At 70.8% G+C, this 26,371-nt stretch carries 26 protein-coding genes and 1 tRNA gene; 13 read left to right on the top strand and 14 right to left on the bottom strand.

The annotated features are described in order from the left end of the window. Positions 1-871: sensor histidine kinase (locus tag HII36_RS37390; protein ID WP_173528056.1), on the top strand; the 871-nt coding region annotated here is incomplete at its 5' end. Between the two features lie 99 nt (positions 872-970). On the opposite strand, the gene HII36_RS37395 is transcribed toward HII36_RS37390, so the two are convergent. After that, positions 971-1,360 (bottom strand): hypothetical protein, encoded by a 390-nt coding sequence (locus tag HII36_RS37395; RefSeq protein WP_173528057.1) that lies wholly within the window; start codon positions 1,358-1,360, stop codon positions 971-973. A gap of 253 nt (positions 1,361-1,613) precedes the next feature. Here HII36_RS37395 and HII36_RS37400 point away from each other — a divergent pair, with 253 nt between their 5' ends. From HII36_RS37400 to mptB, 3 genes are all read left to right on the top strand, one after another. Continuing rightward, positions 1,614-1,961, top strand: a complete 348-nt coding sequence (locus HII36_RS37400; protein ID WP_173528058.1) for an STAS domain-containing protein — start codon at positions 1,614-1,616, stop codon at positions 1,959-1,961. Positions 1,962-2,144: 183 nt separating this feature from the next. Further along, positions 2,145-2,894: a glycosyltransferase family 2 protein gene (locus HII36_RS37405; RefSeq protein ID WP_173528059.1), complete on the top strand. Its 750-nt coding sequence runs from the start codon at positions 2,145-2,147 to the stop codon at positions 2,892-2,894. 175 nt (positions 2,895-3,069) lie between these two features. After that, the gene (gene mptB, locus HII36_RS37410) at positions 3,070-4,572 is read left to right on the top strand and encodes a polyprenol phosphomannose-dependent alpha 1,6 mannosyltransferase MptB (protein ID WP_328808063.1); all 1,503 of its coding nucleotides are present in this window, start codon (positions 3,070-3,072) and stop codon (positions 4,570-4,572) included. Here the strand turns inward: mptB and HII36_RS37415 are convergent. Next, the gene (locus tag HII36_RS37415) at positions 4,457-7,513 is read right to left on the bottom strand and encodes a hypothetical protein (RefSeq protein WP_173528060.1); all 3,057 of its coding nucleotides are present in this window, start codon (positions 7,511-7,513) and stop codon (positions 4,457-4,459) included. The genes mptB and HII36_RS37415 overlap by 116 nt on opposite strands. Before the next feature lie 161 nt (positions 7,514-7,674). On the opposite strand from HII36_RS37415, the gene HII36_RS37420 reads away from it, so the two are divergent. From HII36_RS37420 to serS, 4 genes are all read left to right on the top strand, one after another. After that, positions 7,675-9,009 (top strand): glycosyltransferase 87 family protein, encoded by a 1,335-nt coding sequence (locus HII36_RS37420; RefSeq protein ID WP_328808064.1) that lies wholly within the window; start codon positions 7,675-7,677, stop codon positions 9,007-9,009. A gap of 22 nt (positions 9,010-9,031) precedes the next feature. After that, positions 9,032-9,487 (top strand): DUF4446 family protein, encoded by a 456-nt coding sequence (locus HII36_RS37425; protein WP_328808065.1) that lies wholly within the window; start codon positions 9,032-9,034, stop codon positions 9,485-9,487. Positions 9,488-9,489: 2 nt separating this feature from the next. After that, the gene (pheA, locus tag HII36_RS37430) at positions 9,490-10,410 is read left to right on the top strand and encodes a prephenate dehydratase (protein WP_173528061.1); all 921 of its coding nucleotides are present in this window, start codon (positions 9,490-9,492) and stop codon (positions 10,408-10,410) included. Between the two features lie 141 nt (positions 10,411-10,551). Continuing rightward, positions 10,552-11,814 carry a serine--tRNA ligase gene (serS, locus tag HII36_RS37435; RefSeq protein WP_173528062.1) on the top strand — a complete coding sequence of 421 codons (1,263 nt, stop codon included), beginning with the start codon at positions 10,552-10,554 and terminating at the stop codon, positions 11,812-11,814. On the opposite strand, the gene HII36_RS37440 is transcribed toward serS, so the two are convergent. The 3 genes from HII36_RS37440 to HII36_RS37450 all read right to left on the bottom strand — a co-directional run bounded on the left by HII36_RS37440 (position 11,749) and on the right by HII36_RS37450 (position 15,003). Further along, a complete protein-coding gene (locus HII36_RS37440) occupies positions 11,749-13,194 on the bottom strand; it encodes a hypothetical protein (RefSeq protein ID WP_173528063.1) in 1,446 nt (481 codons plus the stop codon). The genes serS and HII36_RS37440 overlap by 66 nt on opposite strands. Positions 13,195-13,232: 38 nt before the next feature. Continuing rightward, on the bottom strand, positions 13,233-14,627 hold the full coding sequence (locus HII36_RS37445; RefSeq protein WP_173528064.1) for a hypothetical protein: 1,395 nt from the start codon (positions 14,625-14,627) through the stop codon (positions 13,233-13,235). A gap of 172 nt (positions 14,628-14,799) precedes the next feature. Then, complete coding sequence (locus HII36_RS37450; protein WP_127938141.1) at positions 14,800-15,003, bottom strand: cold-shock protein; 204 nt, start codon at positions 15,001-15,003, stop codon at positions 14,800-14,802. Between the two features lie 250 nt (positions 15,004-15,253). Here HII36_RS37450 and HII36_RS37455 point away from each other — a divergent pair, with 250 nt between their 5' ends. Beyond that, the gene (locus HII36_RS37455) at positions 15,254-16,033 is read left to right on the top strand and encodes an HAD family hydrolase (RefSeq protein ID WP_328808066.1); all 780 of its coding nucleotides are present in this window, start codon (positions 15,254-15,256) and stop codon (positions 16,031-16,033) included. A gap of 38 nt (positions 16,034-16,071) precedes the next feature. On the opposite strand, the gene HII36_RS37460 is transcribed toward HII36_RS37455, so the two are convergent. Beyond that, on the bottom strand, positions 16,072-16,587 hold the full coding sequence (locus HII36_RS37460) for a bacterial proteasome activator family protein (RefSeq protein ID WP_173528066.1): 516 nt from the start codon (positions 16,585-16,587) through the stop codon (positions 16,072-16,074). 5 nt (positions 16,588-16,592) lie between these two features. Next, positions 16,593-17,549, bottom strand: coding sequence for an NAD(P)H-quinone oxidoreductase (locus tag HII36_RS37465; protein ID WP_173528067.1), 957 nt, complete (start codon positions 17,547-17,549; stop codon positions 16,593-16,595). A 114-nt stretch (positions 17,550-17,663) separates the two neighbouring features. Between HII36_RS37465 and HII36_RS58890 the strand changes: the two genes are divergently transcribed. Beyond that, on the top strand, positions 17,664-19,751 hold the full coding sequence (locus HII36_RS58890; RefSeq protein WP_328808067.1) for a MinD/ParA family ATP-binding protein: 2,088 nt from the start codon (positions 17,664-17,666) through the stop codon (positions 19,749-19,751). 10 nt (positions 19,752-19,761) lie between these two features. Here HII36_RS58890 and HII36_RS37475 read toward each other — a convergent pair. Continuing rightward, a tRNA-Ser gene (locus HII36_RS37475) sits at positions 19,762-19,848 on the bottom strand. 25 nt (positions 19,849-19,873) lie between these two features. Here HII36_RS37475 and HII36_RS37480 point away from each other — a divergent pair. Continuing rightward, positions 19,874-20,227 (top strand): STAS domain-containing protein, encoded by a 354-nt coding sequence (locus HII36_RS37480; protein ID WP_173528068.1) that lies wholly within the window; start codon positions 19,874-19,876, stop codon positions 20,225-20,227. On the opposite strand, the gene HII36_RS37485 is transcribed toward HII36_RS37480, so the two are convergent. Further along, positions 20,210-21,055, bottom strand: a complete 846-nt coding sequence (locus HII36_RS37485) for an NUDIX hydrolase (RefSeq protein ID WP_173528069.1) — start codon at positions 21,053-21,055, stop codon at positions 20,210-20,212. The genes HII36_RS37480 and HII36_RS37485 overlap by 18 nt on opposite strands. Positions 21,056-21,228: 173 nt before the next feature. On the opposite strand from HII36_RS37485, the gene HII36_RS37490 reads away from it, so the two are divergent. Then, positions 21,229-21,795, top strand: a complete 567-nt coding sequence (locus HII36_RS37490; RefSeq protein WP_173528070.1) for a hypothetical protein — start codon at positions 21,229-21,231, stop codon at positions 21,793-21,795. Between the two features lie 5 nt (positions 21,796-21,800). On the opposite strand, the gene HII36_RS37495 is transcribed toward HII36_RS37490, so the two are convergent. Genes HII36_RS37495 through HII36_RS37515 form a run of 5 tightly spaced genes read right to left on the bottom strand, consistent with a single transcriptional unit; the run spans position 21,801 to position 25,548 of the window. Continuing rightward, positions 21,801-22,544: a M15 family metallopeptidase gene (locus tag HII36_RS37495; protein WP_173528071.1), complete on the bottom strand. Its 744-nt coding sequence runs from the start codon at positions 22,542-22,544 to the stop codon at positions 21,801-21,803. A gap of 29 nt (positions 22,545-22,573) precedes the next feature. Next, entirely contained in the window at positions 22,574-23,047 is a 474-nt protein-coding gene (locus HII36_RS37500) for a universal stress protein (RefSeq protein WP_173528072.1), read from the bottom strand. Between the two features lie 13 nt (positions 23,048-23,060). After that, positions 23,061-23,297, bottom strand: coding sequence for a hypothetical protein (locus HII36_RS37505; RefSeq protein WP_173528073.1), 237 nt, complete (start codon positions 23,295-23,297; stop codon positions 23,061-23,063). Further along, positions 23,294-23,746: a hypothetical protein gene (locus HII36_RS37510; protein ID WP_173528074.1), complete on the bottom strand. Its 453-nt coding sequence runs from the start codon at positions 23,744-23,746 to the stop codon at positions 23,294-23,296. Before HII36_RS37510 ends, HII36_RS37505 begins: the two co-directional genes overlap by 4 nt. Beyond that, positions 23,743-25,548 carry an MDR family MFS transporter gene (locus HII36_RS37515; RefSeq protein WP_173528075.1) on the bottom strand — a complete coding sequence of 602 codons (1,806 nt, stop codon included), beginning with the start codon at positions 25,546-25,548 and terminating at the stop codon, positions 23,743-23,745. The genes HII36_RS37510 and HII36_RS37515 overlap by 4 nt, the downstream gene beginning before the upstream one ends. Positions 25,549-25,658: 110 nt before the next feature. Here HII36_RS37515 and HII36_RS37520 point away from each other — a divergent pair, with 110 nt between their 5' ends. Next, on the top strand, positions 25,659-26,225 hold the full coding sequence (locus HII36_RS37520) for a TetR/AcrR family transcriptional regulator (protein ID WP_173528076.1): 567 nt from the start codon (positions 25,659-25,661) through the stop codon (positions 26,223-26,225). Positions 26,226-26,371 lie beyond the last annotated feature (146 nt).

Raw genomic sequence — 26,371 nt, forward strand, 5'->3', positions numbered from 1 at the left:
GGGCGGGCTGGTGGGGCTCGGGGTGGCGTTCGTACTGGCCAGGCGGGTGGTCGGGGAGAGCAGACGGCTGGTGGCCGCGGTGGGCGTCACGCCGTTCACCGCGCCGCGCGGCCTGCCCGCGGAGCTCCAGACGATCGCCAACACCCTGGAGGAGGCCTACGCGCGCGAGCGCGCGCTCGAAGGGGCCAGGCGCGAACTGGTCGCCTGGGTGAGCCACGACCTGCGCACCCCGCTGGCCGGGATGCGCGCGATGGCCGAGGCCCTGGAGGACGGCGTCGTCGCCGACCCCGAGACGGTCGCGCGCTACCACGGGCAGATCAAGCTGGAGGTCGAACGGCTGTCGGGCATGGTGGACGACCTGTTCGAGCTGTCACGCATCCACGCGGGTGCGCTGCGGCTCTCGCGGGCCCGGGTCGGGCTGGCCGACCTGGTGGCCGACACCTTGGCCGGCGCCGAACCCCTGGCCAGGGCCAAGGGGGTGCGGCTCACCGCGGAGGCGGCGGCCGGCGTACCTGTCGAGGCCGACGCCGGCGCGCTGGGCCGGGCGCTGGGGAACCTGGTGGTCAACGCGATCAGGCATACGCCGTCCGAGCGTGCCGTGGTGCTGCGCGCGAGCGTGGACGGCGCGGGCATGGCGTGCTTGTCGGTCACCGACTGCTGCGGTGGGATCCCCGAGGACGACCTTCCCCGCGTGTTCGACGTGGCGTTCCGCGGTGAGGCCGCGCGCACCCCCACGGCGGACGGCGGCGCCGGGCTCGGACTGGCCATCGCGCAGGGGATCGTCGAGGCGCACGACGGCGTGATCGGGGTGGTGAACGACGGCCCCGGCTGCCGATTCGAGATCCGCCTTCCGCAGGTCGGACAGGGGTAGGCCGGGGCTCGCCCGGCCCGGTCGGAAGGCGGGCTGGTACGTGGGTGCGTCGGCCGGGGATGCGGGGTGCATCGGCGGGGGAGGCGGGAGCCTTGGTCGTCAGAGGGCGGAGTCTCGGTCGGGGCCGAATGAGTCCGACATGGCGCGAAATGTCGGGCACGGCCAGCGCCACATGCAGCTGCGGCAGCGCAGGATCGGATGCGCGGTATCGCTGGTGATGCCCCCCGCGTCGCGCGGCTGGTGCAGGTCGAGCAGTCGCAGCCCGAGCTCTGAGAACCTGATCAGCTCGGTACGCGCCCCGGCCAGGAAATCGAGGTCCTCGCCGGCCAGCCGGGTGCGGACGGGGACGTAGCCTTCGTGGTTCAGCAGGCCACGCAGGTGCCCGGCTTCGTCGTGCCAGGACGTGGCCTTCTCGGTGCGTACGAGGATGGTCTCCAGACGTTCCCGGAGCCCCTGGCGCTGTGGGTCTTCACGTTTCGGCGCTTCCATTGACGCGGGGTCCGTGATCGGCGCCCCTGCCCCTCCTTCTCCTTTTCGCGGTGCCTGCCTCGGTGTCACGCTGTCAAGCTTCGCGTACTCTCCGTTCGCGCGGAGCCCAAACGGAGGACTTCGTGACGGCCAACGGAAGACTGGCTGGAGGCCAAGGGGTTACCGGGTGTCGGGCAGGGAAAGACCAAGGGTCGTGGTTCCCCTGTCGGCGTGACAACGTGACCGGAAGCCGTCGCGCCGCTAGCCTGCCCATGTGGAGCTCAAGGTCTCGACTCGATCACATGCCGGCCATGCACTCGTCGCGATCACCGGCGAAATCGACCTCTATACGGCGCCTCACCTGCAGTCCGAGTTCACTCGGCTGCTGCAGGAAGGGCCGAGCCGGGTGGTCATCGACATGTCCGGCGTCGACTTCTGCGACTCGACCGGCATGAACGTGCTGCTGTCGGCGCTCAAACGAATGAAGGAGCAGGGCGGCGTGCTCGAAGTGGCCGCGCCGCGTCCTGCCGTACGCAAGATCCTGCAGGTCACCGGGCTCGACTCGGTGTTCGTCGTGCACGATGAGGTGCCGCAGGAGTTCCTCATCACCGAGGGATCATGACCGTACGCCTCGAAGGTGATGGCTCATGACCGCACGCCTCGGAGGTGACGCCAGGTGAGCGGTGACACCGCGGCGGACGGCGACGTCGTGCCGTCCGCCGGTGACACGTCGGGCGGTCCGCCTGCGACGCCTGCTGATGATACGTCTGGTGGTCCGGCCGTGACGTCCGCTGCTGATGCCGGGATGGGTGGCGAAGCCGTGCCGCTCGCCGGTGACACGGCGGTGATCATCCCGGCCGCGAACGAGGCGGATCGCATCGGTCGCACCGTCACGGCCGCCGCCGGGCTGCCCGGCGTCGACCTCGTGGTGGTCGTCGACGACGGCTCAGCCGACCAGACCGGCCGGGTCGCCAGGGCGGCGGGCGCGCGGGTCATCAGGCACAGCCGCAACCGGGGCAAGGCCGCGGCCATGGAGTCGGGGGCGGAGGCCGTCCGCCTGCTGGACGCCGACGGTCCCGCACGTCACCTGCTCTTCCTCGACGCCGACCTCGGCGAGACCGCGCGCGCCGCCGCGCCGCTCATCGAGCCGGTGCGCGCCGGACGGGCCGACATGTCGATCGCGGTCTTCGTCACGCGGGTGAAGCTGGGCGGGCACGGCTTAGTCGTCCGGCTGTCGCGCGACGGCATCCGCCGGGCCACCGGCTTCGAGGCCGCCCAGCCGCTGAACGGCCAGCGCTGCCTGACCCGGGCCGCCTTCGAGGCCGCCCGGCCGCTGGCGCACGGGTTCGGCGTCGAGACGGCGCTGACGATCGACCTGCTGCGCAAGGGATACCGGATCGCCGAGGTCGAGGTGGAGATGGCGCATCGCGCGACCGGCACCGACTGGCGCTCACAGCTGCATCGGGCCAGGCAACTGCGGGACGTCGCCAGGGCATTGGCCACGCGCGAGCCGCTCATCACCGAAAATCTCCAGAAACTCCGCCCCAACCGCTGACCAAAGGGCCGTCCTTCGCACTTGGCGAGATTGTTCGGCACATCTCCCCCCAAATCCACCCGCGCTCGGGGGGCTGTTCCCCCGGTTGTCCACAGCCTGGTGACCGGTCCTCTGGTTATCCACAGGCTGAGGACGAGCGGGCCCGGCCGGGTGGCGAGTGTGCTGGAATTTGCGGGTGACTTCGGAGACCCGGCAGCGGCCGGCATCAGCAGCGGCGTCCGGCCTCCTGGCCGGCGCGGCACTGGCGGCGATCGGCGTCTCCGTGCTGCTCACGATCGTGATCGGGTTGCTCGGCCCGTCGCCGATGGTCCCGGGGCTGAGCGGCCCGGGCTGGCAGCCGCCCTACTCGCTCGACGTCCACCCCGATCCGCACCTCACGATCGCGCTGGCCGCCGTCGCGCTGGTGCTCGGCGGGCTCGGCCTGCTGGCCGCCCTGGCGGCGCGCACGGGCGTGCCGCGAGCCTGGGCACGGCGGCTGGTGGTGGCGGGCTGCCTGGCCGCCGGGGTGCTGGCGTTCCTGCCGCCGTCGGGCTCGGCCGACCACCTCAACTACGCCGCCTACGGCCGGATGGTCACGCTCGGCGTGAACCCCTACACGCACGGCGCGATCGCCCTGCCAGGCGATCCCGTCGCCGCTGCGGTGGAGGCGCCGTGGCGGGAGGAGCCCAGCGTCTACGGGCCCGTCGCCACCGCGTTGCATGCGCTGGCGAGCTGGGTGGGCGGCGACTCGCTGCGGCTGACCATCTTCGTGCTGGCCCTGTTCAACGCCGCCGCCTTCATCGCGACCGCGCTGCTGATCGACAGGTTCACCAGGCACGATCCGGCCCTGCGGCTGCGTGCCGCGCTGCTGTGGGCGGCCAACCCGCTGCTGCTCTACCATCTGGTCGCCGGCCTGCACGTCGACACCCTGGCCGTGGCCTGCATGGTCGCCGCGCTGCTCGCCAGAAGCAGACCGGTGGGCTCCGGGCTGCTGCTGGGCCTCGGGGTCGCCGTCAAGCTCAACGCCGGCCTGGTCGCGCTCGGCCCGGCCTGGGAGCTGCGCCGGCGTCCCGGCAGGCTGGCCGTCATGGCGGGCTGCGCGGTGGCGGTGGTCGTGGCCGGCTACGCGATCGTCGGCACCGAGGCCATCGAGCCGCTCACGCGCACCAGCAAGGCGATCTCGCACGCCTCGTTCTGGAAGCTGGTCCAGGGCTGGCTGCAGGATCTGGTGGGCGTGGGCAGCGCCTACCGGGGCGAGATCCAGATCGGCTCCCTGCTGGTGCTGGCGCTCGTGACCTGGTCACTGCTACGCCTGGCCACGCGCACCCGGCAGTCGGCGGCGCCCGGCTCGTCCGAGGGGCTCTCGGCTCCGGTGGTGGCCGCCGCGCTGGCCGTGGCGTACGTGTTCGCCACCCCGTACGTGCTGCCCTGGTACGACGGGCTGGCGTTCGGCATGCTGGCGCTGGTGGGGGCCTCGGCCGTCGACTCGTTCGTGGTGGCCCACCTGCTGGCGTTGTCGCTGGCCTACCTGCCGGCCCGGGTGGAGGGCCAGCCGGAAGACCTCGAATGGCTCAGAACCGTCCTCAGGCCTCAGATCGGGTGGGTGCTGCTCGCTCTGACGATCGCCCTGGTCGTGTCGGCGTGGCGAGCTGGAGGGCGCGTACGCACGCGGCCAGCGTCAGGGGCACCGCGACCGTGAGCGCCATGGCCGGAATCGCGATGCCCGAGTCGTTGATCAGGAACCCGACGAACGCGCACGTCAGCGCCCCGAACAGGCCCGCGCGGAAGGCCGGCGCGAGCACGTACGCCTGCCCCAGCGCCGGGGCGCCCCAGCGCGACGGCCGGTTGAGCACGAGGAAGAGGAAGGCCAGCGCCACCACGGAGAGCAGGGTCAGCGGCCAGTTGCCCACGGTGACGCCGATCATCGCGCCGAACTTCCTCGACACCACGGTCCAGGCCTGGCCGTCGATGATCTGCTGCACGAATGCGCCCAGATGGGTCCGCTGCGACTCCGGCCGCAGCCAGTCGACCACCGCGATGCCACCCACCAGCACGCCCCCGACCACGGCCACCAGCACGAGCTTCACGATCGACACGCGCCTGCCCGAGAGCAGGATGAGGAAGACCGCCAGCCCGATCACGAACGCCGGCACCCCGCCGAAGTCCGCGCCCCAGGCGGGCCAGCCGTCCGCGAACACCGCGAAAGCCCCGTACAAAGCACATGCCGACACCACCGCGATTCGCGGCACCCCCTTCTCCAGCAGCCACTGGGCCACGCCCGACAGGCCGAGGATGGTGCCGGTGGCGTAGACGGCGAAGGCGATGTTGCTGAAACCGTAGAAGCGCCCGCCGGTGACGGGCTCGTAGCCGGTGACGGCGTTCACCTGGAGGTGGGAGCCGGTCATGACGTCCACGAGAAGGGCCAGGGAGGTGATGAGCGAGACCACGGTCAACGGGCCGAGCACGTGCGCACGCCAGGGGCCCGCGAAGGCCACGGCGGTGATCAGACCAGCGATGCCCAGGATCGTCACGATCACCGACAACATGGGCACCGGAAGGCTCCACCAGGGCACGAGCTGGGCCAGGAAGGTCGACACCGCGATGGCGCCGCTCACAACCGCGACACTCTGCACCGCCACCAGCAACCGGGACGCACCCGCGGCATCGGGTCCGGGGTCCTGGAACCGGTCGGCACGGGGACGGGAGGCGTGGAGATGCGAGGCATGGGGATCGGCGCCGTGGGGCCTGCTGGCCTCCGGGGATGTGCGGGCCTCCTGGGACGTGCGGCTCTCCTGGGGTGAGACGGGGTTCAGGGGCGAACTGGTGGCGTTCGAGGGGGAAGCGGCAGGCGTGGAATTTGCGGTGCCGTGAGGTGAACCGGCTTCCCGGGAGATGGCGGTCTCCTGAGCCGAATCGGTCTGTCGGGAGCTGGCGTGGACATGAGACGAGTCGGCTTGCTGGGGATTGGCGGAGTCCTGAGGTGGACCGGCCTGTTGGGAGCCGGCGGTGTCTTGAGGCGAACCGGGTGGCCGAGACTCGTCCGTGTCCTGTAGCGGGTCGGCTCGGTGGCGCCCGTCCCCGTCCCGGGGGGTGGTGCGGCGGCGGCGTAGGGCCAGGGCGGCCCAGGCGTAGAAGAGGAGTTGCACTGAGACCAGCACGGTGAAGAACGGGCCGCGTACCTCGCGCAGGATCTGGCTGGCCAGGTCGCCGTCCGCGAGCCCGGCGACCGTCTCGGCGGTGGACGCGGGGGCCGTGCCGTCGGGCTGCCAGGGGCGTCCGACGACCTCGCGCGGTTGCTCCAGGCCGAGCAGGCGGATGGCGGTGGCGGTGAGGTCGGTGACGGTGACCAGGCTGTCCTGGCGGGTGGAGGTGGCGGTGAGGTGACCGTGCGGGTACGGCCGGCCGTCGGGTGACGGGCCGGTGGCGATGGCGACGTGCAGGTGGGCGTTCGGCGTCACGTCGGAGATGCCGCCCACCAGGACGGACGTGCCCTGCGGCAGCCGGTCGAGCAGCGCGCCGACACGCCGGTCGGCCTGGGCGACGGCGGCCGCGCGGACGTCGGCGGGCATGGCGGTGGGCACGCCTTGCTCGTCCAGCGGCTGACGCGACCAGGCGGCGGCCAGGTCGCCGGCGTCGAGGATGATCAGGTGGTAGGGGGTGAGGTCGCCGAGCGCCTCGGGGGTGGAGGCGTACTTCGCGACGATTCCCGATCGGTCCGCGCCCGCCACGGCGGCTCCCGGGCCGATGGCCGCGACCGTTCCGCCCGCGCTGGTGACCAGATGGCCGAGCGTGCCGAGCCGGGCGTTGAAGCCGGTGTCGGCCTGGTGGGCGGACAGCTCGCCCCACGTGGGGATGACCGCACCCGCGCCGGAGGGCTGGGGGGCGGGAAGCGCGGGGCAGCCCCGGCCATCGATCCCGGCCCGCTGGCCGGCGGAGACGGTGAGCCATCCGGCGGCGGGGCAGATGGTGCCCCGGTTCGGCGCGGGGACGGCACGTGTCGAGAGCGACGCCGAACCGCCCTGGGCGACGAGTTTCCACAGGTTGGGGGTGCGGGTTTCATCCAGGTCACGCCACTCCAGCCCCGGCACCCCGATCAGCGCCACCCGCCCCTGGATCTGGGCGGTGCTGGTCGTGTTGTCCGCGGCCCAGGCGTTTCGGGTGGCACCCGCCGTGCCCGGGAGCCCGGCATTCTGGGTGGTACCCGCCGTGCCCGTGGCCCCGGCAGCGGTGGCGAGGTTGGTCGTGCCGGCGACCTTGGCGGCCTGGGCGGCACCCGCCGTGCCCATGACCCGGGTGGTTTGGGTGGTGCCTGCCGTGCCCGAGGTCCCGGCGGTCTGGGCGGGACCCGCCGTGTCCATCCCCCTGGCGGTCTGGTGGGCGCCCGCAGCGCTCATGGCTTCGGCGGTTTGGGTGGTGCTCGCCGTGCCCGTGGCCTCGGCGGTTTGGGTGGTGCCCGCTGTGCCCGTGGTCTCGGCAGCGGTGGCGAGGTTGGTCGTATCTGCGGTTGCGGTTCGCTCGGTGGATGGTGTGCCGGGGGTTTCGCTGTGGGCGTTCGCCGTCCCCACCGGTAGGAGGGCGAGTAGCGTGCCCAGGAGGAGCGCGGCGGTGGCGCGGGTGGCCGGGTGCGCGGTGTGCGGCATGTAGTGGAAACCCCCAGTGGTTACGCCCCTGCGTCAGGGAGTGCTGCCGAAAGCGGCCCGGTAGCCTCCCGGCGATCGAGCCGCCGCGGGCGGGGTGGCGGGAGGCACGTGGTGTGCGTCCGCGCCCTCGATCGACAACAGCCACGGTAACGTGCCACACCGTGACAAGTGGCGAGGTGCGGGTGCGCGCAGGGCAGCAGTGGTGGGCGTGGGTGGCGGCCGCGCTGGTCGTGGCCGCGGCGGCGGCGCCGCTGGTGATCTCGTGGCTGACCAACGCCGACGATCAGCGCCTGGTCGACCTCGACGTGTACCGTACCGGCGGCCAGATGCTGCTGGAGGGCCGCCCGGTCTACGACTTCGTCACTCCGGCGCCGCAACTGCTGCCGTTCACCTACCCGCCGGTGGCGGCGATGCTGGCGGTGGGGCTGGCGGCCATGTCGTGGGAGACCGCCCAGTGGGTCTGGACGGCCGGCATCTTCGTGGCGCTGGGTGTGACGGTCTGGTTCGCCTTCAGGGAGCCTTTGAGCAAGGAGTCCCTGCGCGAGGAGTCCCTGGGCAAGGAGTCCCTGGGCAAGGAGTCCCTGGGCAAGGAGCCTCTGAGCCAGGAGGCGCGGGAGGGCGGGGCGTGGCGGAGGTATGGGCCGTGGGCGTTCGCGTTGCTCATGGTGGCCTGCACCTACCTGATGCCGATCAGGGACCAGGTGCGGTTCGGGCAGGTGGACATCCTGCTCGTGGCCCTGTGCCTGGCCGACTGCGCGGCGAAGCGGCCCCGGTGGCCGCGCGGGTTCCTGATCGGGCTGGCGACGGCGGTGAAGCTCACGCCCGGCGTGTTCCTGATCTACCTGCTGGTCACCCGTCAGTGGCGGACGCTGGCCATGGCCACGTTCACCACGGCGCTGCTGACGTTGCTGCCGTTCGCGGTGATCCCGCGCGACGCGAGCGACTTCTGGTTCTCCGCGCTGCTCGACCCGGAACGGCTCGGCGCGAACGCCGCCACCACGAACCAGTCCGTACGCGGCATGCTGATCAGGCTCTACATGAACGAGACCCTGACGACGGCGATCTGGGCGGTGATCGTGGCCGCCATCGGCTGGTACGGGTTCCGTGCCGCGCGCCGGGCGTACCAGGCCGGGGACACGATCACGGCGGTCGCGCTCGTGGGGCTGATGGCGGTGCTGCTGTCGCCGGTGGCCTGGATCCACCACCTGGCGTGGGTGGTCGTGGTGCTGGGCGCGATCGTCGGGGACGGACGTGACCCGGTGCGGCTGCGGGTGGCCGCCGGGGTGTGGCTGTTCTACGTGGTCCCGGTGCCCTGGTGGGGCGTCTCGATCAAGGCCGCGGAGATACCGGTGCTCAGCCCGGTCCTGGGGAAGATCGTGCAGAACGGCTTCGGCCTGGGCGCGTTGGCGCTGGTGTGGCTGCTGGGGGCGTGGTTGCCGAAGCGGCGCGAGGCCGGACGCGAGATCGGGTTGCGGAAACGGCAGGAGATCTCCTGACTCAGCCGTTACGCTCTGTCTCGTGCTGGTTACCGCTTGGTTCGTCATGGGGGCAGTCGCCGGGGTCAGCGGCGTGGTCATCGGGTATCTGACGCTCAGGCAGGCCCGCGCCACCCTGGACGAATGCCGCGTCATGCTCGCCAGGCAGGCGGGTGACGGTGTGAGCGACCTCAAGGCGATCAGGGACGTGGCCGTCTGCCGTTACGACGCGCTGGCCGAGATGAGCGGCAGGCTCTCGTTCTCGGTCGCCATGATCAACGGCCTGGGCGACGGGATCGTCCTGACCTCGATCAACGGCATGACCGAAACCCGCACGTACGTGCGCCCGGTGGTCGGCGGGCGCGGCAGGCAGCCGCTGTCGCCCGAGGAGGAGACGGCCGTGCGCGGGGCCAGGCTGGGGCTCGGCCCGCTGATCGAATCCACGGCGGCAATGCCGAGAAAGGGCCGCGCGACGCGTCAACCTGCGGATACTCTGTAAGTATGCCCAGACTCGCCTATCTCGGACCGGAAGGGACCTTCACCGAAGAGGCCCTGCGGCTCCTTGATCCCACCGCCGAGCGTCTGCCCTGCGCCAACGTCAGCGCCGCGCTCAACGCCGCCCGCTCCGGGGAGGCCGACGGCGCCGTCGTGCCGCTGGAGAACTCACTCGAGGGCGCGATCACCACGACGCTCGACGAGTTCGCCTGGGGCGAGCCGCTGCTGATCACCGCCGAGCTGCTGCTGCCCGTGCAGTTCTCGCTGCTGGCCAGGCCGGACACCGAGATCGGGCACATCAAGCGGCTCTACACGCACCCCGCCGCGATCACGCAGTGCCGGGCGTTCATCGCCCGCGAGCTGCCCGACGCGGTGGTGATCGCCGCGCCGTCCACGGCCGCGGCCGCGCAGGAGGTCTCGCTGCCCGGCTCGCCGTACGACGCGGCCATCGCGGCACGCATCGCGGGCGAGCACTACGGGCTGGTGGAGCTGGCGACCGACATCGGCGACAGGTCCGACACGGTGACCAGGTTCATCCGGGTCGGCCGCCCGGGTGCGCTGCCCGAGCCGACCGGCTCCGACCGCACCACGCTGGTGGTCTTCCTGGCCGACGACCACCCGGGCGCGCTGCTGGAGATGCTGACCGAGTTCTCCGTGCGCGGGGTGAACCTGACCCGCATCGAGTCGCGGCCCACCGGCGACGGCATCGGCCGCTACTTCTTCCACTTCGACTTCGAGGGCCACGTCGCCGACGCCCGGGTCGGTGAGGCGCTGTCCGGCCTGCACCGCATCTGCGGCGAGGTGCGTTTCCTCGGCAGCTATCCGCGCGCCGACGGCGTCGCGCCCCAGATCAAGCGGGGCACGGCCGACGCGGAGTTCGCCGAGGCGGGGGGCTGGCTGAGCCGCATCCGCACCGGCCAGGTCTGACCGCCGGCCGCCCCGGTCCGGCGCGACGACCGATCCGGACGGGCGCGACAGTCGACCCGGTCCGGCGCGACGGCCCGATCCGGTCCGGCCGACGGGGTAAACCGGGGGCGGGGGGCCGCCGCGCGCCGGTAGCCTTTCCTTGTGATTGACCTGCGTACCCTTCGTGAGGATCCCGACCGGCTACGGGCGTCGCAGCGTGCCCGCGGTGAGGACGACTCCGTCGTCGACACGCTGCTCGACCTCGACGAGCGCCACCGATCCGCGCTGACCTCGTTCGAGTCTCTGCGCGCTGAGCAGAAGAGCATGGGCAAGTCGGTCTCCAAGGCGCAGGGCGAGGAGAAGGCTGCGCTGCTCCAGCGGGCCAAGGACCTCGCGAGCCAGGTCAAGAGCGCCGAGGCCGAGGCCGAAAAACTGGCCGGCGAGCTCGACGACGTCCTGCAGACGGTGCCGAACATCGTCGACGAGGACGCCCCGCCCGGCGGCGAGGACGACTATGTCGTGCTGGAGACGTACGGCGAGCCGCGCACGTTCGACTTCGAGCCCAAGGACCACCTGGAGCTGGGCGAGGCGCTCGGCGCGATCGACATGGAGCGCGGCGCCAAGGTGTCGGGCTCGCGGTTCTTCTTCCTCAAGGGCGTCGGCGCGCGGCTGCAGCTCGGCCTGCTCAACATGGCCATGCAGCAGGCCATCGAGTCCGGGTTCACCCCGATGATCACCCCGGTGCTGGTCAAGCCGGAGACGATGCAGGGCACCGGCTTCCACGTGGCCCACGACAAGGAGATCTACCGGCTGCCTGAAGACGACCTCTACCTGGTCGGCACGTCCGAGGTGTCGCTGGCCGGCTACCACGCCCAGGAGATCATCGACGCGGGTGAGCTGCCGCTGCGCTACGCCGGCTGGTCGTCGTGCTTCCGCCGCGAGGCCGGCTCGTACGGCAAGGACACCCGGGGCATCATCAGGGTCCACCAGTTCGACAAGGTGGAGATGTTCTCCTACGTCCGGCCGGAAGAGGCCGCGGACGAGCACCGGCGGCTGCTGGAGTGGGAGCGGCAGATGATGGCCAAGATCGAGGTCCCGTACCGGATCATCGACACCGCGGCCGGAGACCTTGGCATGTCGGCGGCGCGCAAGTTCGACTGCGAGGCGTGGATCCCCACGCAGGGCCGCTACCGCGAGCTGACCTCGACGTCCAACTGCACCGGGTTCCAGGCGCGCAGGCTCGCCGTCCGCTACCGGGAGAAGGACGGCAAGCCGCAGCACCTGGCCACGCTCAACGGCACGCTGGCCACCACCCGCTGGATCGTCGCCATCCTGGAGAACCACCAGCAGGCCGACGGCTCAGTCGTGGTCCCGCAGGCCCTTCGGCCGTTCGTCGGACTCGACGTGCTCGAACCCGTCAAGTAGCCGCGAGGCGTCTCCGTCGAGCAGCCGTGAGGCGTCCCCGTCGAGCAGCCGTGAGGCGTCGCGCCTGATCAGCGCGACGCTTCCGGCCAGCACCCCGCCCGCGCACACCACGGCCCAGGCGACGGCGACGAGATAGGGGCCGGTGAACCCCTGCGACCAGCCGAGGAACGGGAAGAACACGGTCGCGTACGTCAGCGGCCCGGCCACCAGCGCCACGCCGACCACCCGCGCGGGAGGGCGGCCCGCCCCGGCCAGGCTGATGGTCGTCAGGCCGCCGATGAACATCATGGCCAGGCCCAGGGTGAGCTGCGCGGGGTCGAAGTAGAAGATGAACCCGTACTCGTCCTGGGCGCCCATCGCGACGTACAGCCCGGTGACGGTGAGGGCGGCGAAGATCGTGTAGGCGCCGACCAGCCGGCGCAGGCCCGTCCCGATCAGGCCGAGCGCCATGACCGCGGCCAGGGAGATCGCGATGTCCCGCTCGGGAGCCAGGGGGTTGGTGTCCGGCTCCCACTCTCCGCCCGGCCAGCCCACCTCACGCCACTCGCCGGACGTCTCACGCACCAGGATGCCGTCGGCCCCGTTGGCCACCACCACGACGTGCCCGCCCGGCCGCTCCTGCACGACCAGCGCGAACGAACGCACCAGGGCGGCCCGCCCCTCCTGCCCCGCGTAGGCCCTGTCCGCATATTTCCGGTTCAGCCACTCGACCCGGGCCGTGGTCGGCTCCCACGCGACGCGCCACGTCCGTCCGCCGTCGCCGGACTCCTCGACGCCCAGTTTGCCGGGCATCACCCGGTAGCACCGCCGGTCCAGACAGGCCGCGGTTTCCGACGGCCGGTCCACCGGGCCGTACCAGTCCTGCCAGGTCTTCCCGCCGTCGTCGGAGGTCAGGCCGGGGACACCGGTCTTCTCGCCGCCCTCGAAGACGAGGACGCGCCCGCCGACGAGCTGCGCCCCGGTCACGGCCGGCCCCCAGTCCGAGTTCGGCGCGGTCGCCGTCACGGCCAGGACGGCCAGCGGCATCACCACGGTCACCTGCCACCGCGTGGAGGAGCCGCTGAGCGTGCGCCTGCGGATCCACCAGGCCAGGGCGAGGGCTGGGAGGGCGATCAGGTCGGTGGGGTCGGCCAGGACGCGTGAGGGCCCGGCCAGGGCGCTCCAGGCCTGTGAGGCGATCTCAGCGCCTGCTGCGGTGGTCTTCATGAGGGTGAAGAGCACGCCGGTCAGGACGGTGGCGAACAGGTCGGCCCGGCGCAAAAACAGCAGGGCCAGCAGGGGCGGTGCGACGACGAGTCCGGCGACGTCGCTGAGCTTGCCGGTGACGAATCCCGGCCAGGCCTGCTTGAGCAGATGGTCGTTGAGCAACAGCACGATCACCGCGACGACTGTCACCGGGTGGCACGACCACGCGTACCTCATCGGTGGAGCGCCCGGGCGCGCAGTGAACGCCGCACCAGGACGCCGGCCAGCCCCGTCACCCCGCAGCCGAGCGCCGCCGCCAGCACCGTCGCGCCGGCATGTGAGTCGGGCAGGCCCATCGACCAGCCCTGGAACGGCAGATACAGAGCCAGCCACAACACCGGCGCCAGCCCGACCCCGGTCAGCACGGCCCCGCGTGGCGGCTCGTTGAAGCACGCCAGGAGGAGGCACGTGAGGCCGCCGACGAGCAGCATGGGACCGCCGACGAACACCGACACGACGTCGATGCCGAAGAACTCGCCGGGCGCCCCCACGCCGGTCAGCATCAGGTACAGGCCGCCGGAGGCGAGCAGGGCCGAACAGGTGTAGAGCACCTGGTACCCACGCAGGCCCGCGCCGATGCAGCCCAGCAGCAGGGCCGCGGCCAGGGAGAACGCGACGTCCGTCTCCTGGTCGAGCCGGTTGGTGACCCGGTGGTCGTCGTTGACGTCCGTCCCTGGCCAGCCCAGGCGCTGCCACGTCCCGCCGACGTCGCGGACCAGGATCCCGCCGATGCCGTTCGCGACCACCACCACGTGCCCGCCGGGCCGCTCCTGGACGGCCACCGAGCGCGAGCGCAGCTTGCCCGTCTCGACGTACTCCCTGGCCGCCCAGTCGTTCCTGCCCTCGCTCAGCTTCCATGACGTACGCCACGTCGTGCCGCCGTCGCGTGACTCCTCGACGCCCAGCCGGTCCGCCACGACCCGGTAGCACCGGTGAGGCTCCCGTGGCACGCAGGCCGCGCTCTGGGCCTTGCGTGACGTCTCACCGGTCCATTCGTGCCAGGTGACGCCGCCGTCCTCGGAAGCCAGCATCCCGTCGGGACGCTCGTCGGGCCATCTGGACGTGTCGACGACGATCCGGGATTCGTCCACCCGGACGGAATAGGCGACCTGCGGGCCGTGGGGTTCCGGGGCTCCGGACGTGGCCGTGACGGCCAGGACGGCCAGCGGCATCGTCACCAGCAACCGCAACCGCGTGGAGGAGCCGCTGAGCGTGCGCCTGCGGATCCACCAGGCCAGGGCGAGGGCTGGGAGGGCGATCAGGTCGGTGGGGTCGGCCAGGACGCGTGAGGGCCCGGCCAGGGCGCTCCAGGCCTGTGAGGCGATCTCAGCGCCCGCTGCGGTGGTCTTCATGAGGGTGAAGAGCACGCCGGTCAGGACGGTGGCGAACAGGTCGGCCCGGCGCAGGAGGAGCAGGGCCAGCAGGGGCGGTGCGACGACGAGTCCGGCGACGTCGCTGAGCTTGCCGGTGACGAATCCCGGCCAGGCCTGCTTGAGCAGATGGTCGTTGAGCAACAGCACGATCACCGCGACGACGGACGCCGGGTGACATAACCAGGCATACCTCATGCATCAGTGGACGATGAGGCACGCCCGCGGGTTCGGCCGGCCCGTGATCCGAGTCACACCTGTGACCATGTGGAAGACCGGCCGGGCCTGGACACAGACCGACCGGCCGACCCTGAACGCAGAAGACCGGGGCCCGCTGGACGCGAACCCCGGTCTACCTTGCTGCTACAGGTCAGACGGCGCGGACCTGGGAGGCCTGCGGCCCCTTCTGGCCCTGCGTGATCTCGAACTCGACCCGCTGGCCGTCTTCAAGGCTGCGGTAGCCACTGCCGACGATCTCGGAGAAGTGCACGAACACGTCCGGCGCACCGCCGTCCGGGGCGATGAAGCCGAAGCCCTTCTCGGCGTTGAACCACTTGACGGTTCCCTGAGCCATAAAAGCTCTCCCTCAGGATGTGAATCTATGGGACCCACACCTCGTGGGTCCCGGTGTGTCGTACAGCAAGCACCCGGGGTGGCTCAGACAAAGTCATGCTGGTTTTCACTACGGGATCAGCTAATACAACGCCATCACATCTAACACCATTCTGGCGCGTTGGTGTTCCCGTCCCTAGGAAGATTTCTGTCAGGCGGCATCACCGGGCAAACTGGAACCTGTTATGCAGAGCCTTCCCACGCCGCGTCTTGTGGCCACCGACCTCGACGGAACCGCCTTGCGCGCAGACGGAACCGTGTCTCCCCGCACGGTCGCCGCCTTCGGCAGGGTCGAGGAATCAGGGTCCGTACTGATCTTCGTGACGGGCCGTCCGCCCCGCTGGATGAGAGGTCTGGCCGGGGTCGTACGCCACCATGGCCTGGCCATCTGTGCGAACGGCGCCCTGATCTACGATCTGCATACCGAACAGATAGTTGAATCTCACCTCATCGCCGTCGACGTACTCGAGGAAGTCGTCGCTCAGCTACGAGCGAACGTGCCCGAACTCGTATTTTCGGTCGAGTATGAAGGCGGTTTTGCGCACGAGTCAGATTTCAGACTGGGACGCTTGGACAGCAAGGCTCCCGACGTGCTCCGCTTGGACGCCGGCGCGCTTACCGCACGCCCCTGCGCCAAGCTGCTGGCCCTGCATCCGGGCATGGGCGGCGACGAGCTGTACGCGACCGTGCACGGCCTGGTGGGGAACCTGGTGACCGCCACGCACTCCAGCGGCCGCGGCCTGATCGAGATGAGCGCCCAGGGCGTGACCAAGGCGAGCGCGCTGGCCGTGCTGGCCGCGCGGCACGACATCAAGCCGTCGCAGGCGGTGGCCTTCGGTGACATGCCGAACGACCTGCCCATGCTGAGCTGGGCAGGCACGTCGTACGCGGTCGCCAACGCGCATCCGGCGGTGCTGGCGGCGGTCGATCACGTGACCGCGGCCAACGACGACGACGGCGTGGCGCTCGTGCTCGAAGAGCTCTTCGGCTGAGCTCCCCGGCCGGCCTTTCGGCCACAGGGCGTGGCCGGCTACAGGTACGGGCCCGAGCCGCCGTGCGGGCGCTGCTGCTCGTCGCCCTGCGGCACGCCGGGCAGCGCCCTGCGCATCTGCTCCAACTGCGCCCTGGCGGCCATCTGCTGGGCGAACAGCGTGGTCTGGATGCCGTGGAACAACCCTTCGAGCCAGCCGACCAGCTGAGCGTGGGCGATGCGGAGCTCGGCCTCGCTCGGCGGCGTGCCGTTGTCGTCGGTGAAGGGCAGCGACAGGCGCTCGAGCTCGTCGACCAGCTCGGGGGCCAAACCGTCCTCGAGCTCCTTGATGGACGACTCGTGGATCTCCTTCAACCGCTTGCGGCTGGCCTCGTCGAGGGGAGCCGCGCGGACCTCCTCGAGAAGCTGCCGGATCATGCTGCCGATGCGCATCACCTTGGCGGGCTGCTCGACCAGGTTCGTCACCGATCGCTCATCGTCGCCGTTATCGCCCTGACCTTGAAAGTCGGGGCCTACCACCACGATGTGGGGGGTGTTGTTGTCCTCAGCATTCATAGCTCTCACCGTACTAGCAGGATCTTGCCGACGTGCTCTCCGGAATCCAACATTCGGTGTGCTTTCGCCGCCTCTGCCATGGGGACGCTCGCGTACACGACGGGACGCACCGCACCCGCACTGACCAGCGGCCAGAGGTTGTCGACCACGCTGCGCACGATGGCGCCCTTCTCGTCGACCGGGCGCGAGCGCAGCGTGGTGCCGTGGACGGTGGCCCGCTTGGCCAGCAACTGGCCCAGGTCGAGCTCGGCCTTGCGGCCGCCCTGCAGCCCGATCACCACGAGACGCCCGCCGGTACGCAGCGCCCGGACGTTCCCCGCCAGGTACTTGGCGCCCATGATGTCGAGGATCACGTCGGCCTCGACCTTCTCCGCGAAGTCCTCCTCGCGGTAGTTGACGACCTCGTCCGCGCCCAGTTCCCTGACCCGCTCGCCCTTCTCCGCGGTGCCGACCGTGGCGACCACCCGCGCGCCGAACGCCTTGGCGAGCTGCACCGCGAACGTGCCGACCCCGCTGGCACCGCCGTGCACCAGCAGCGTCTCGCCCTTGCGCAGCCTGGCCGTCATGAAGACGTTCGACCAGGCCGTGCAGAGCGCCTCGGGCAGGCCGGCGGCCTCGACCAGCGAGACCCGCTCGGGCACCGGCATGACGAGCTGCCAGGGCACCGCTACGCGCTCGGCGTAACCGCCGCCGCTGAGCAGCGCGCACACCTCGTCACCGGGCTTGAAGTGCTCGACGTCGGCGCCGACCGCCGCCACCACCCCGGACGCCTCCAGGCCCGGGTAGGGCGAGGCGCCGGGCGGCGGGTCGTAGCGTCCCTGACGCTGGTGGACGTCGGCCCGGTTCACCGCCGAGGCGGCCACCTCGATGAGCACGTCCCCTCGCGCGACGCTCGGTTCGGGCACCTCGTGCCACTCCAGCACCTCGGGTCCGCCCGGCCCGGTGATCTCAATGGCTCGCATGCGAACCACGGTAGCCGGGCAAAGAAGTTGTGGGTTGCCCGGCTCGACGGGAACACATGACGTTACCCTGCAAGGTATTTGCTGCCCCTTTAGACCCACCCGAGGGGGAACACGGTGGCAAGACACGATCGAGAAGAATCGCTCGAGGAGCAGCTGGCCTGGCTGGACGCCATCAAGGAGTCGGAAGACGACGCTCCGGTCCCGGTCAGCGCCTCGGCGGTCTCTGCCGACGAGCCTGTGGCCTCGCCGTACCCCAAGGACCCCTGGCTCCTGGTGCCGACGCCGCCGGACACCCCGACCCCGCCGCTGTTCCGCGCGGCGGTCGACTCGGTGTACGGCTCGGCCGCGGCCGAGGACCTGCCGGAAGGGGAGAGCGAGGCGGCCGACTGGCTCGGCGCGACCCAGCCGGCGGAGACGGGCCGGCAGGCGAGCAGGCAGACCAGCGCGGACGATCCGTTCCACGCGCCGCTCAAGCCCCTGCCGCGGCCCGACGACACCGACAGTTACGCGCTGTCGTTCACGCCGCCGGAGCGTACGCCCGAGCGTTCGCCTGAGCACTCGCCGGAACGTTCGGGTGCTGAGAAGGATGGCGAGAGGGCGGTCGAGCGGCCGTCCGACGCGGCTGCGGCCGAGACGCGGGCTGGGGCAGGGGCTGAGGCCGGGTCCGGGGTCGTCGGTGAGGTCGCGGACGCCGACAGTCCCACCGACCCGCCGTGGCCGACGCCGCCCGAGTGGCCCGCGCCGCCCGAGTGGCCGTCCGCGCCCACCGCCGCCACCTCGCAGGGCACCGCCACCTCGCAGGGCACCGCCACCTCGCAGGGCACCGCCACCTCGCAGGGCACCGCCACCTCGCAGGGCACCGCCACCTCCCCTGGCATCGCCGCCTCGCCTGGCACTGCCGCCTCGCCGAGCGCCGCCACCCCGCAGGGGGCGGCCGAGCGGCACGAGGACGAGCCGGGCGACCGTCCGGAATGGACGAGTCCGCAGCAGCGGGAGATCCGCCCGGAATGGTCGGAGCCCCAGCGTCACGAGTGGGCCGAGCCCCAGCGTCCCGAGCCGGAGCGCACCGGCTGGGCCGACGCCCAGCAGGAGTTCGGCTCCGGCGGGCAGGCGTCCGGGCCCGTGTCCGGGCCGGTGTCCGGGCCAGTGTCCGGGCAGGTGTCCGGGCCGGTGTCCGGGCCAGTGTCCGGGCAGGTGTCCGGGCCGCGCCGTCGTCCCGCGCCCATTCCCGTGTTCACCGCGCCGCCCAGGCCGCCCGCCACGGGCCGGCCGACGGCGGAGAGCCTCGACCCCGAGAGCCTGCTGCGCGGCCGGCGCAACGCCCCGGCCAAGGGCTGGCGACGTCTGGTGTACAAGGCGTCCGGTGGCTGGATCAAGCCGGGCGAGGCCCCGGAGGTGCGCCGCCGCCGCGAGCTCATGACCAGGGCACGCACCCCGGTCGCCACCGGGCATCACCGCGTGGCCGTGCTGAGCCTCAAGGGCGGCGTGGGCAAGACCACGACCACGGTCGGGCTCGGCGCCACGCTGGCGCAGATGCGCGGCGACCGCGTCATCGCCGTCGACGCCAACCCGGATCGCGGCACGCTGTCGGACAAGCTGGTGCTGGAGACCTCGGCCACCGTCCGTGACCTGCTGAACGAGCGTGACCAGGTCAAGAGGTACGTGGACATCAGGGCGTTCACCTCGCAGGCGCCGTCCAGGCTGGAGGTGCTGGCCTCCGACCGCGACCCGTCGGTGTCGGAGGCGTTCAGCGGCTCCGACTACCAGGCCGTCTCGCAGGTGCTGGAGAACTTCTACTCGATCTGCATCACCGACTGCGGCACCGGGCTGCTGCACTCGGCGATGGGCGGGGTGCTCGGGCTGGCCGACCAGATCGTGCTGGTCAGCTCGCCGTCCGTGGACGGCGCCAGGGCGGCCTCGGCCACGCTCGACTGGCTGGAGGCCCACCACTACGGCGACTTGGTCAGGAACGCCACCGTGGTGCTGTGCAGCGTCAGGCCGCGCTCGAAGTCGGCGGTCGACATCAAGAAGCTGGAGGCCCACTTCGCCGCCAGGTGCCGGGCCGTGGTGCGGGTGCCGTACGACCCGCATCTGGAGGAGGGTGCGGAGATCGACCTCGACCGCCTGCAGGAGCCGACCAGGGAGGCCTACCTCCAGCTGGCCGCCAGCGTGGGCGACGGGTTCGCGGGCATGCGCGAGTAACGAGAGTAAGCGGAGGGTGTGGGATTCGAACCCACGAGGCCATCGCTGACCTGGCCGCTTTCAAGGCGGCTGCACTCGTCCACTATGCGAACCCTCCCGGTGCGGAAACCACGATAGCGGCTGTGGTGGCAGGGGTGTACGTTCAGGAGGTGGCGGATCTCAACGTCGAGGTGGAGCGGGCCGGGACAGGCGCGGTGCTGCGCCTCGACGGCGATCTCGACAAGCTGACGGCACCGCTGCTCAAGCAGCGGCTGGTCGAGCTCGCCGGCGAGGGTTGCCATGACATCGTGATCGATGCCCGGCAGCTGGCGTTCTGCGACTCAAGCGGGCTGTGGGTGCTGGTCGAGCATCAGCGCCAGGTGTCCGAGCACGGGGGTTCGATGCGGCTGACGGGCGTGTGCGGGGTGTTGCAGCGCGTGCTCGACGTGACCGGGCTCAAGGCGGTCTTCGACGGGGTCTTACCCGCCCAGCTGTGACAGCAGCCAGGTCGGTCCCACGGTCTCCGCGCCCAGCTCGGCGACCCGTGCCTTCAGCTCCCGATCGGCCGTGACCACCAGCACCCGCTCCCACGACTTGGCCTGGCGCACGACGCCGACGATCGCGTCGTCGCCGCTGCCCGTGGCCGCGACCACCTGGATGCCGGGCACCGCGGGCACGCTCCTGGCCGCCCCCTCCACCACCGCCACCACGCGCGGGAACCACTGCGCCAGCATCGGATGCCGCAGCCGCTGCCCGGCCACGGCTTCGAGCAGCTTGGTCGCCGCGCCGAGCCGGTCGTTCCACCAGCCGCGCTCCGCCCGGGCGCCGACGATGTTGGCCACGTCGAGCACGACGGTCTCCGGCCTGATGGCGGCCTGGAGGTCGGTCCAGGTGGCGGCGAAGCCCGGGTGCAGCTTCCTGCCGGTGACCTCGGGCAGCGACATCCAGCGCATGTCGGAGCTCTCACGGTTGGCCGGTGCCGCCTTGAGCAGCTCGGGAGACTCCGCGATCACGGTCTCGAACGCCCAGCCGCCGTGGTCGTCGAGGTAGACGCCCTGCACGCGCAGGTTCTCGCCGCCCAGCGCCGCCTCCTCGTGGGCCTCGCGCAAGGCGCTGGCCACCGCGTCCTCGTGGCTGTCGCGGGCCCCGCCGGGCAGGCCCCACGTGCCGCCGTGGTGGCTCCACCACGAACGTTTCTGCATCAGCACGTACGGCGTGCCGAGCTCGTCGTGGTGCACGACGAGCAGCCCGGAGGCGCCGTGGATCCCCCAGTGCCGGTGGCCCAGGGAACATTGCGTCCAGCCGTCGCCGTCCTTTGCCGCCATGGTGGGATTCTCTCAGCCTCCTTCCTCGCCGAAATGCCGATGATGCGGGGACGGCCGCTCGGGCCTGCCGGGGTACCTCCGTTATCAGGGGTCACGGGGGGAAATGCGGCGGCCCGGCCATCGGCGATTCTTTACGAAAGCGCGACCACGGTCTTGATCGCTACAGTGACTTCGTGATCACCGAGCCGCCCGGCCGGCCCTTCCTGGTCATCGCGTCAGCCGTGACCCTGCTCGTCTTCTTCTGGGCCAGTTATCCGTTCTGGCACCTCGAGTCGTTACTGCTCACGATCTTCGCCGGGTGGGTGCTCTGGGTGTACTGGCTGTTCAGGCTGGGTTTGGCGGCACTCAACGTCAGCATCGCCGCACGGTTGTGGCGCTGGCTGCTGCCGGGTTTCCTGGCGGTGGCGGCGCTGCTGGTCCTCGTCACCGACGCGCCGTTCCGGGTACGGTTCGCCGTCTCCAAGCCCAGCTTGGAAGCCTACGTCAAGACGGTGGCCGAGAACCCGGAACGCGCTCATCCCTGCCAGTGGGCCGGTTCGTACTATGCGTGCAGGCCGCGGCCGTACTCGGAGGAGGGCCCGGCGCGGAACAGCGTGTGGTTCCAGGTCCAGGACCCCCTCTTCGGCGACGACGGGGGCTTCCTCTGGATGCCGTCGGGCGAGCCGGTCGAGACGATGGAGGAGCGCTTCCGCCATCTGGGCGGCCCCTGGTACGGAACCGTCTTCACCTCGAGCGGTTGAGCGTTTCAGCCGCCGCCCTTGCTGAAATGCTGGTAGTCCTTGGCGCCTGACCAGTAGCCGCCCCACTCCCAGCCGACCTGGGCGAAGGCCTTGACAACCTTGTCACCGGGATTGATAACGCCTTTACCCTTCATTGGCCGTTCGGTGAACTTTTTTGCGTTCTGGTGGGCCGTGCTGCCACTTGCTGTGACATATGGGTTCTCGCGGGGGTTGATATCGATTGCTTCCCCGTATGCGTGATTTGACCAGTTACTTGAACCCGTCGCACGCCGGCAGTTGAACGCCGAGGTGTTGTTCGCCTCGATCGAGTCGAAGTCGTCGGCCTTGTAGGCGTCGACGAGCTTCATCTGGTAGATCGGCCAGCGCCAGTCGTACAGCTTCTTGAAGACCGTCTCGATGTCGTCGGTGACGCGGTCGCGCACGACCAGCTCGCCGGTGTGCGGCTTGTTGTCGAAGCCCCAGTACGTCATCGTGACCAGCCGCAGGTCCTGGTAGGAGACCGGGCAGCCGGACCGCCAGGAGTGCGGCAGGCGATCGCGGGAGATCTTGGAGACCTTCGACTGGAACGCCGGCGGGCTCGGCGTGGCCGGTTGCGGCTCTGGACTGGCCGAGCCCGTGGGGTTCTGTGCGGGTGTGCTGGGATCGGGCGTCGCGGGCGAGCCCTGAGGCCCGTGCGACGCGACCGGCTCTTGCCCGCCGCACGAAACGGACGCGAGCACCACGAACGCGATGGCGGCTGCACGTTTCATCTGGCCACCATATGCGACGTCGCTCCTGGTCAGGGGACTATCAGCACGGTACGGCGCGCCCGTTTCGCGAGTGTGGCCGCCACCGAGCCGTGCCAGGTGGAACGGGACCTGCCGACCACGATCGCGTCGGCCATGTGGGTGTCGGCCAGCGATTCCAGCGCCCCGGCCGGGTCGCCCCTGACGCTCACGAATCGCCAGGGCACTCCGGAATCGCGTAGTTCGTCGCGAAGGTCCTCGGTGAGGTCGTCCGCGGCGTCCGGGATGATGGGTGAGCCGGCGAAGAACCACAGGGTGGCGCTGTCGAGCCGCTCCACGAACGCGATCAGCAGCGCCGCGTGGTCCCGCCGGGCGAGCCCGGCCGCGTACGCGAGCGCGTTGCGGCTCGGGCCCGAACCGTCGAAGCCCACCACGAGCAGGCCGGCGCCGTCCTTGCCGATCTCGAACCGCCCGGCGGGGAGCCGGCCTGTCAGCGGCTCCCCGGGGTCTGTGCCACCGCTGAACACGGCATCGCTCGCGTCAGCCGTCGGCGTGCTTGCCGCGCCCGGCCAGCTCGCGCAGGACGTCGCCGGCGTAGAACGCGAGTGCCACGAACGAGACGGCGGCGAGCGAGCCGCCCAGCCACAGGTCGTTGATCGTGGCGTCCACGTAGGTCGCGCCCCTGGCCTGGTAGCCGACCGCGAACGGGGCCGCGACGAGCCACAGGCCGCCGAGGAACAGCAGGATCAGGGCGGAAACGCCCAGCTTGGCCTTCATCGGGTCTCCTCCATTCCGACCAGGGTGCCCCTGCCGTTCTGGCGGTGCTCACCCGGCTTGATCACGTGCTCGCCGGGCTTGGTCAGGTCCGGCTTGTTCAGGTCCTGACGCAGGGCCTCGACGAGCGGGGCGAGCAGGCTCGCCAGCTCGGCGGACGAGGCCTGCGGCGCCGCCGGAACCGGCTCGGGCTCCGGCTCGGCCGCCTTGCGCCGGCGAACGGCGACCGCGCCGCGCTTGACCAGGTCCTCGTACATGGACAGGACGAAGGCGATCGCGCCGGCCAGTCCGACGACGGCGACGCCGAGCCCGGTCCAGAACTCCGACAGGGTGGTGTTCGTCCAGTCGGCGTTCTCGGGCTGGCCGCCCAGGGCGAACGGGGCGATCATCAGCCACAGGCCGGCGATCAGCGCCAGCAGGGCCGTGACGGCGCCCACATACTTGCGAATCATTGAGTCACTCCTCCGGTTACGAGGTCTTTCTGAGCCGGCGCGGCCTGGGCGATGAGAACGCGTGCGGTGGGCCGCAACACGGTCTGCGCGACCGTTCTGGCGCGTTCGAGCTCGCCTCTGCCGTCCGGCGGCGCCATCGCGGCGACCGCGGTGAGCAGCGCGGACGGCTGACCGTCCGCCCGCTCGACGCGCTGGGCGACGAGTTCGAGCAGCAGCCCGGCCAGGACCAGGTCGTCCTTGCTGAGCGGCTTCGGCTCGGGCGGCGGCAGCGTGGCGCCGCGCAGCGGGAGCTCCTTGAGGAACAGGGCCGCCACGAAGCCGATCAGCGCGATCGGCACGCCCACCATGAACACGGTCTCCAGCCCTCGGGTGAAGGACTCGAGCACGATGTGCTTGATGGGCTCCGGCATCTGCTGGATGGCGCTGGGGCTGCCCAGCGAGTGCGACGCGTCCGCGCTCATCGGGATGCCGGCCGCCGTGGCGAGGTCGACCATCTCGTCCTTGAGCCGGTTGGTCAGGATCGCGCCGAACGCGGCCACGCCCACCGCGCCGCCGAGCGAGCGGAAGAACGACACGCCCGAGGTGGTGGCGGCCATGTCACGCAGCTCGGAGCCGTTCTGGGCGGCCAGGATGAGCATCTGCATGGACAGTCCGAGCCCGACGCCCAGCACGGCCACGTCGAACCCGATGAGCCACTGGCTGGAGTCGACGTGCAGTTGCGACAGCATGAGCAGGCCGACGGCCACGATCAGCAGTCCGGCGACCGGGAAGATCTTCCACTTGCCGGTCTTCGTGACGATCTTTCCGGAGATGACGCCGGCGAGGAACAACGCGACCACCATGGGCAGCGTCATCAGCCCGGAGTTCGTCGGGCTCATGCCCTTGACGATCTGCAGGTACTGCGGCAGGTAGATCATCGCACCGAACATCGCCATGCCGACGAACAGCGAGGCGAGGCTCGTGAGCACGAACGTCCGGTTGCGGAACAGCCGCGGCGGCAGGATCGGGTTGCGTGCCGTCCGCTCGGACAGCACCGCCAGAGCCAGCATGAGCAGGCTGATCGCGGCCAGGAAGTAGGTCCAGAACGAGTTCCAGGCGAACTCGGTGCCGCCCAGCGTCAGCAGCAGCATGAGCGCGCTCGCGCTGGCCGTGATGGTGGTGGCGCCCCAGATGTCGACCGAGGTGCTGCGCTTGACGTGCTCCAGCTTGAGCACCTTCTGGATCACGATGAACGAGACCAGCGCGAACGGCACGACCACGTAGAAGCACCAGCGCCAGCCGAGCCAGTCGGTGTCCACGATGAAGCCGCCGAGCAGCGGACCGGCCACGGTCGAGATGCCGAAGACGGCCCCCATGTAGCCGGAGTAGCGGCCCCGCTCCCTGGGCGAGACGATGTCACCCAGGATCACCTGCGACAGGGCCGACAAACCGCCCACGCCCAGACCCTGCACCGCACGGGCCGCGATGAGCTGCCCCATGTTCTGCGACAGACCGGCCACCAGCGACGCCGCGACGAACAACCCCAAGGCCAGCTGGAAGAGCAGCTTCCTGCCGAACAGGTCGGACAGTTTGCCCCACAACGGCGTCGAGACCGTCATCGTCAGCATGGTGGCGCTCGCCACCCAGGAGTACTGGTCCTGACCGCCGAGCTCTCCCACGATCGTCGGCAGCGCCGTCCCCACCACGGACGTGGAAATCATCGACGTGAGCATCGCGAGCATGAGCCCGGACATGACTTCGAGGATTTCGCGGTGGGTGTAGTGCCGCTTCGCGGGGGGCGCGGTCCGTGTCTGGGCTACCAAGACACCACATCCCCTTCTACACGTTTGTCCAGATTGAGTATACGCATGTTTACTAGCCGCGCGGCAAGTGAAAATATTCCTGGACCGAGCGCGTGAGTAGAGTGCGGAGCATGGAAGCTCAGGCGATGGACGCCCGTCCGCGCGGGCGTGAGGCCACCCGTCAGCGCCTGCTCGACGCCGCACGCGAACTGTTCGCCGAGCACAGCTACGAGCAGGTGACCGTGCGCATGATCGCGGCGGCGGCCGGGGCCAACATCGCGCTGGTCGGGCGCTACTTCGGGTCCAAGGCCGGGCTCTTCGGCGCGGTGATGGAAGGCGAGCCGAGCGTGCGCCGGGTCTTCGACGGCGACCCGGCCGGCCTGCCCAGGCGGCTGGCCGAGTACGCCGCCGAACGCATGTTCCACGACCCGGAAAGCGCCATCCTGCGTTCACTGGAGCGCTCGGCGGGTCATCCTGACGTTCAGGCGCTGCTGCGCGAGCGGCTGAGCAACGCGATCGTGGGCCCGCTCGCGGCCCGCCTGGACGGGCCGGACGCGCACGCGCGCGCCCGGATGGCCACGGCCGTGTTCCTGGGCATCGGGTCGATGCGCCGGCTGGCCGGGCCGCAGGCGCCGACGGCGGCCGACGTGGACCGTCTGACCGCCGTCTTCGAGGCCTGCCTGGGGGATTCGTCGTAGGTGTGAGTCGGGTCGAGCCGGGATGCTCCTATGGATGTCAAGCGGAGCGTTCTTGATCCTTTGATGTGATGAGTCCGTAGAGTTCGCGGGCGACGTAGCGCTTGAGGCAGCGGATGATCTCTTTCTTGGACAGGCCGTCTTGGGTG

Source organism: Nonomuraea antri (assembly GCF_013283785.1).
GTDB classification, from domain to species: Bacteria; Actinomycetota; Actinomycetes; order Streptosporangiales; family Streptosporangiaceae; genus Nonomuraea; species Nonomuraea antri.

Excerpts from the sequence above, each read along its gene's own strand:
- HII36_RS37395 (WP_173528057.1), bottom strand. The coding sequence starts at position 1,360 with ATGGAAGCGCCGAAACGTGAAGACCCACAGCGCCAGGGGCTCCGGGAA.
- HII36_RS37405 (WP_173528059.1), top strand. The coding sequence starts at position 2,145 with ATGGGTGGCGAAGCCGTGCCGCTCGCCGGTGACACGGCGGTGATCATC.
- HII36_RS37415 (WP_173528060.1), bottom strand. The coding sequence starts at position 7,513 with ATGCCGCACACCGCGCACCCGGCCACCCGCGCCACCGCCGCGCTCCTC.
- pheA (WP_173528061.1), top strand. The coding sequence starts at position 9,490 with ATGCCCAGACTCGCCTATCTCGGACCGGAAGGGACCTTCACCGAAGAG.
- HII36_RS37445 (WP_173528064.1), bottom strand. The coding sequence starts at position 14,627 with ATGAGGTATGCCTGGTTATGTCACCCGGCGTCCGTCGTCGCGGTGATC.
- HII36_RS37450 (WP_127938141.1), bottom strand. The coding sequence starts at position 15,003 with ATGGCTCAGGGAACCGTCAAGTGGTTCAACGCCGAGAAGGGCTTCGGC.
- HII36_RS37460 (WP_173528066.1), bottom strand. The coding sequence starts at position 16,587 with ATGAATGCTGAGGACAACAACACCCCCCACATCGTGGTGGTAGGCCCC.
- HII36_RS37465 (WP_173528067.1), bottom strand. The coding sequence starts at position 17,549 with ATGCGAGCCATTGAGATCACCGGGCCGGGCGGACCCGAGGTGCTGGAG.
- HII36_RS37485 (WP_173528069.1), bottom strand. The coding sequence starts at position 21,055 with ATGGCGGCAAAGGACGGCGACGGCTGGACGCAATGTTCCCTGGGCCAC.
- HII36_RS37495 (WP_173528071.1), bottom strand. The coding sequence starts at position 22,544 with ATGAAACGTGCAGCCGCCATCGCGTTCGTGGTGCTCGCGTCCGTTTCG.
- HII36_RS37505 (WP_173528073.1), bottom strand. The coding sequence starts at position 23,297 with ATGAAGGCCAAGCTGGGCGTTTCCGCCCTGATCCTGCTGTTCCTCGGC.
- HII36_RS37510 (WP_173528074.1), bottom strand. The coding sequence starts at position 23,746 with ATGATTCGCAAGTATGTGGGCGCCGTCACGGCCCTGCTGGCGCTGATC.
- HII36_RS37520 (WP_173528076.1), top strand. The coding sequence starts at position 25,659 with ATGGAAGCTCAGGCGATGGACGCCCGTCCGCGCGGGCGTGAGGCCACC.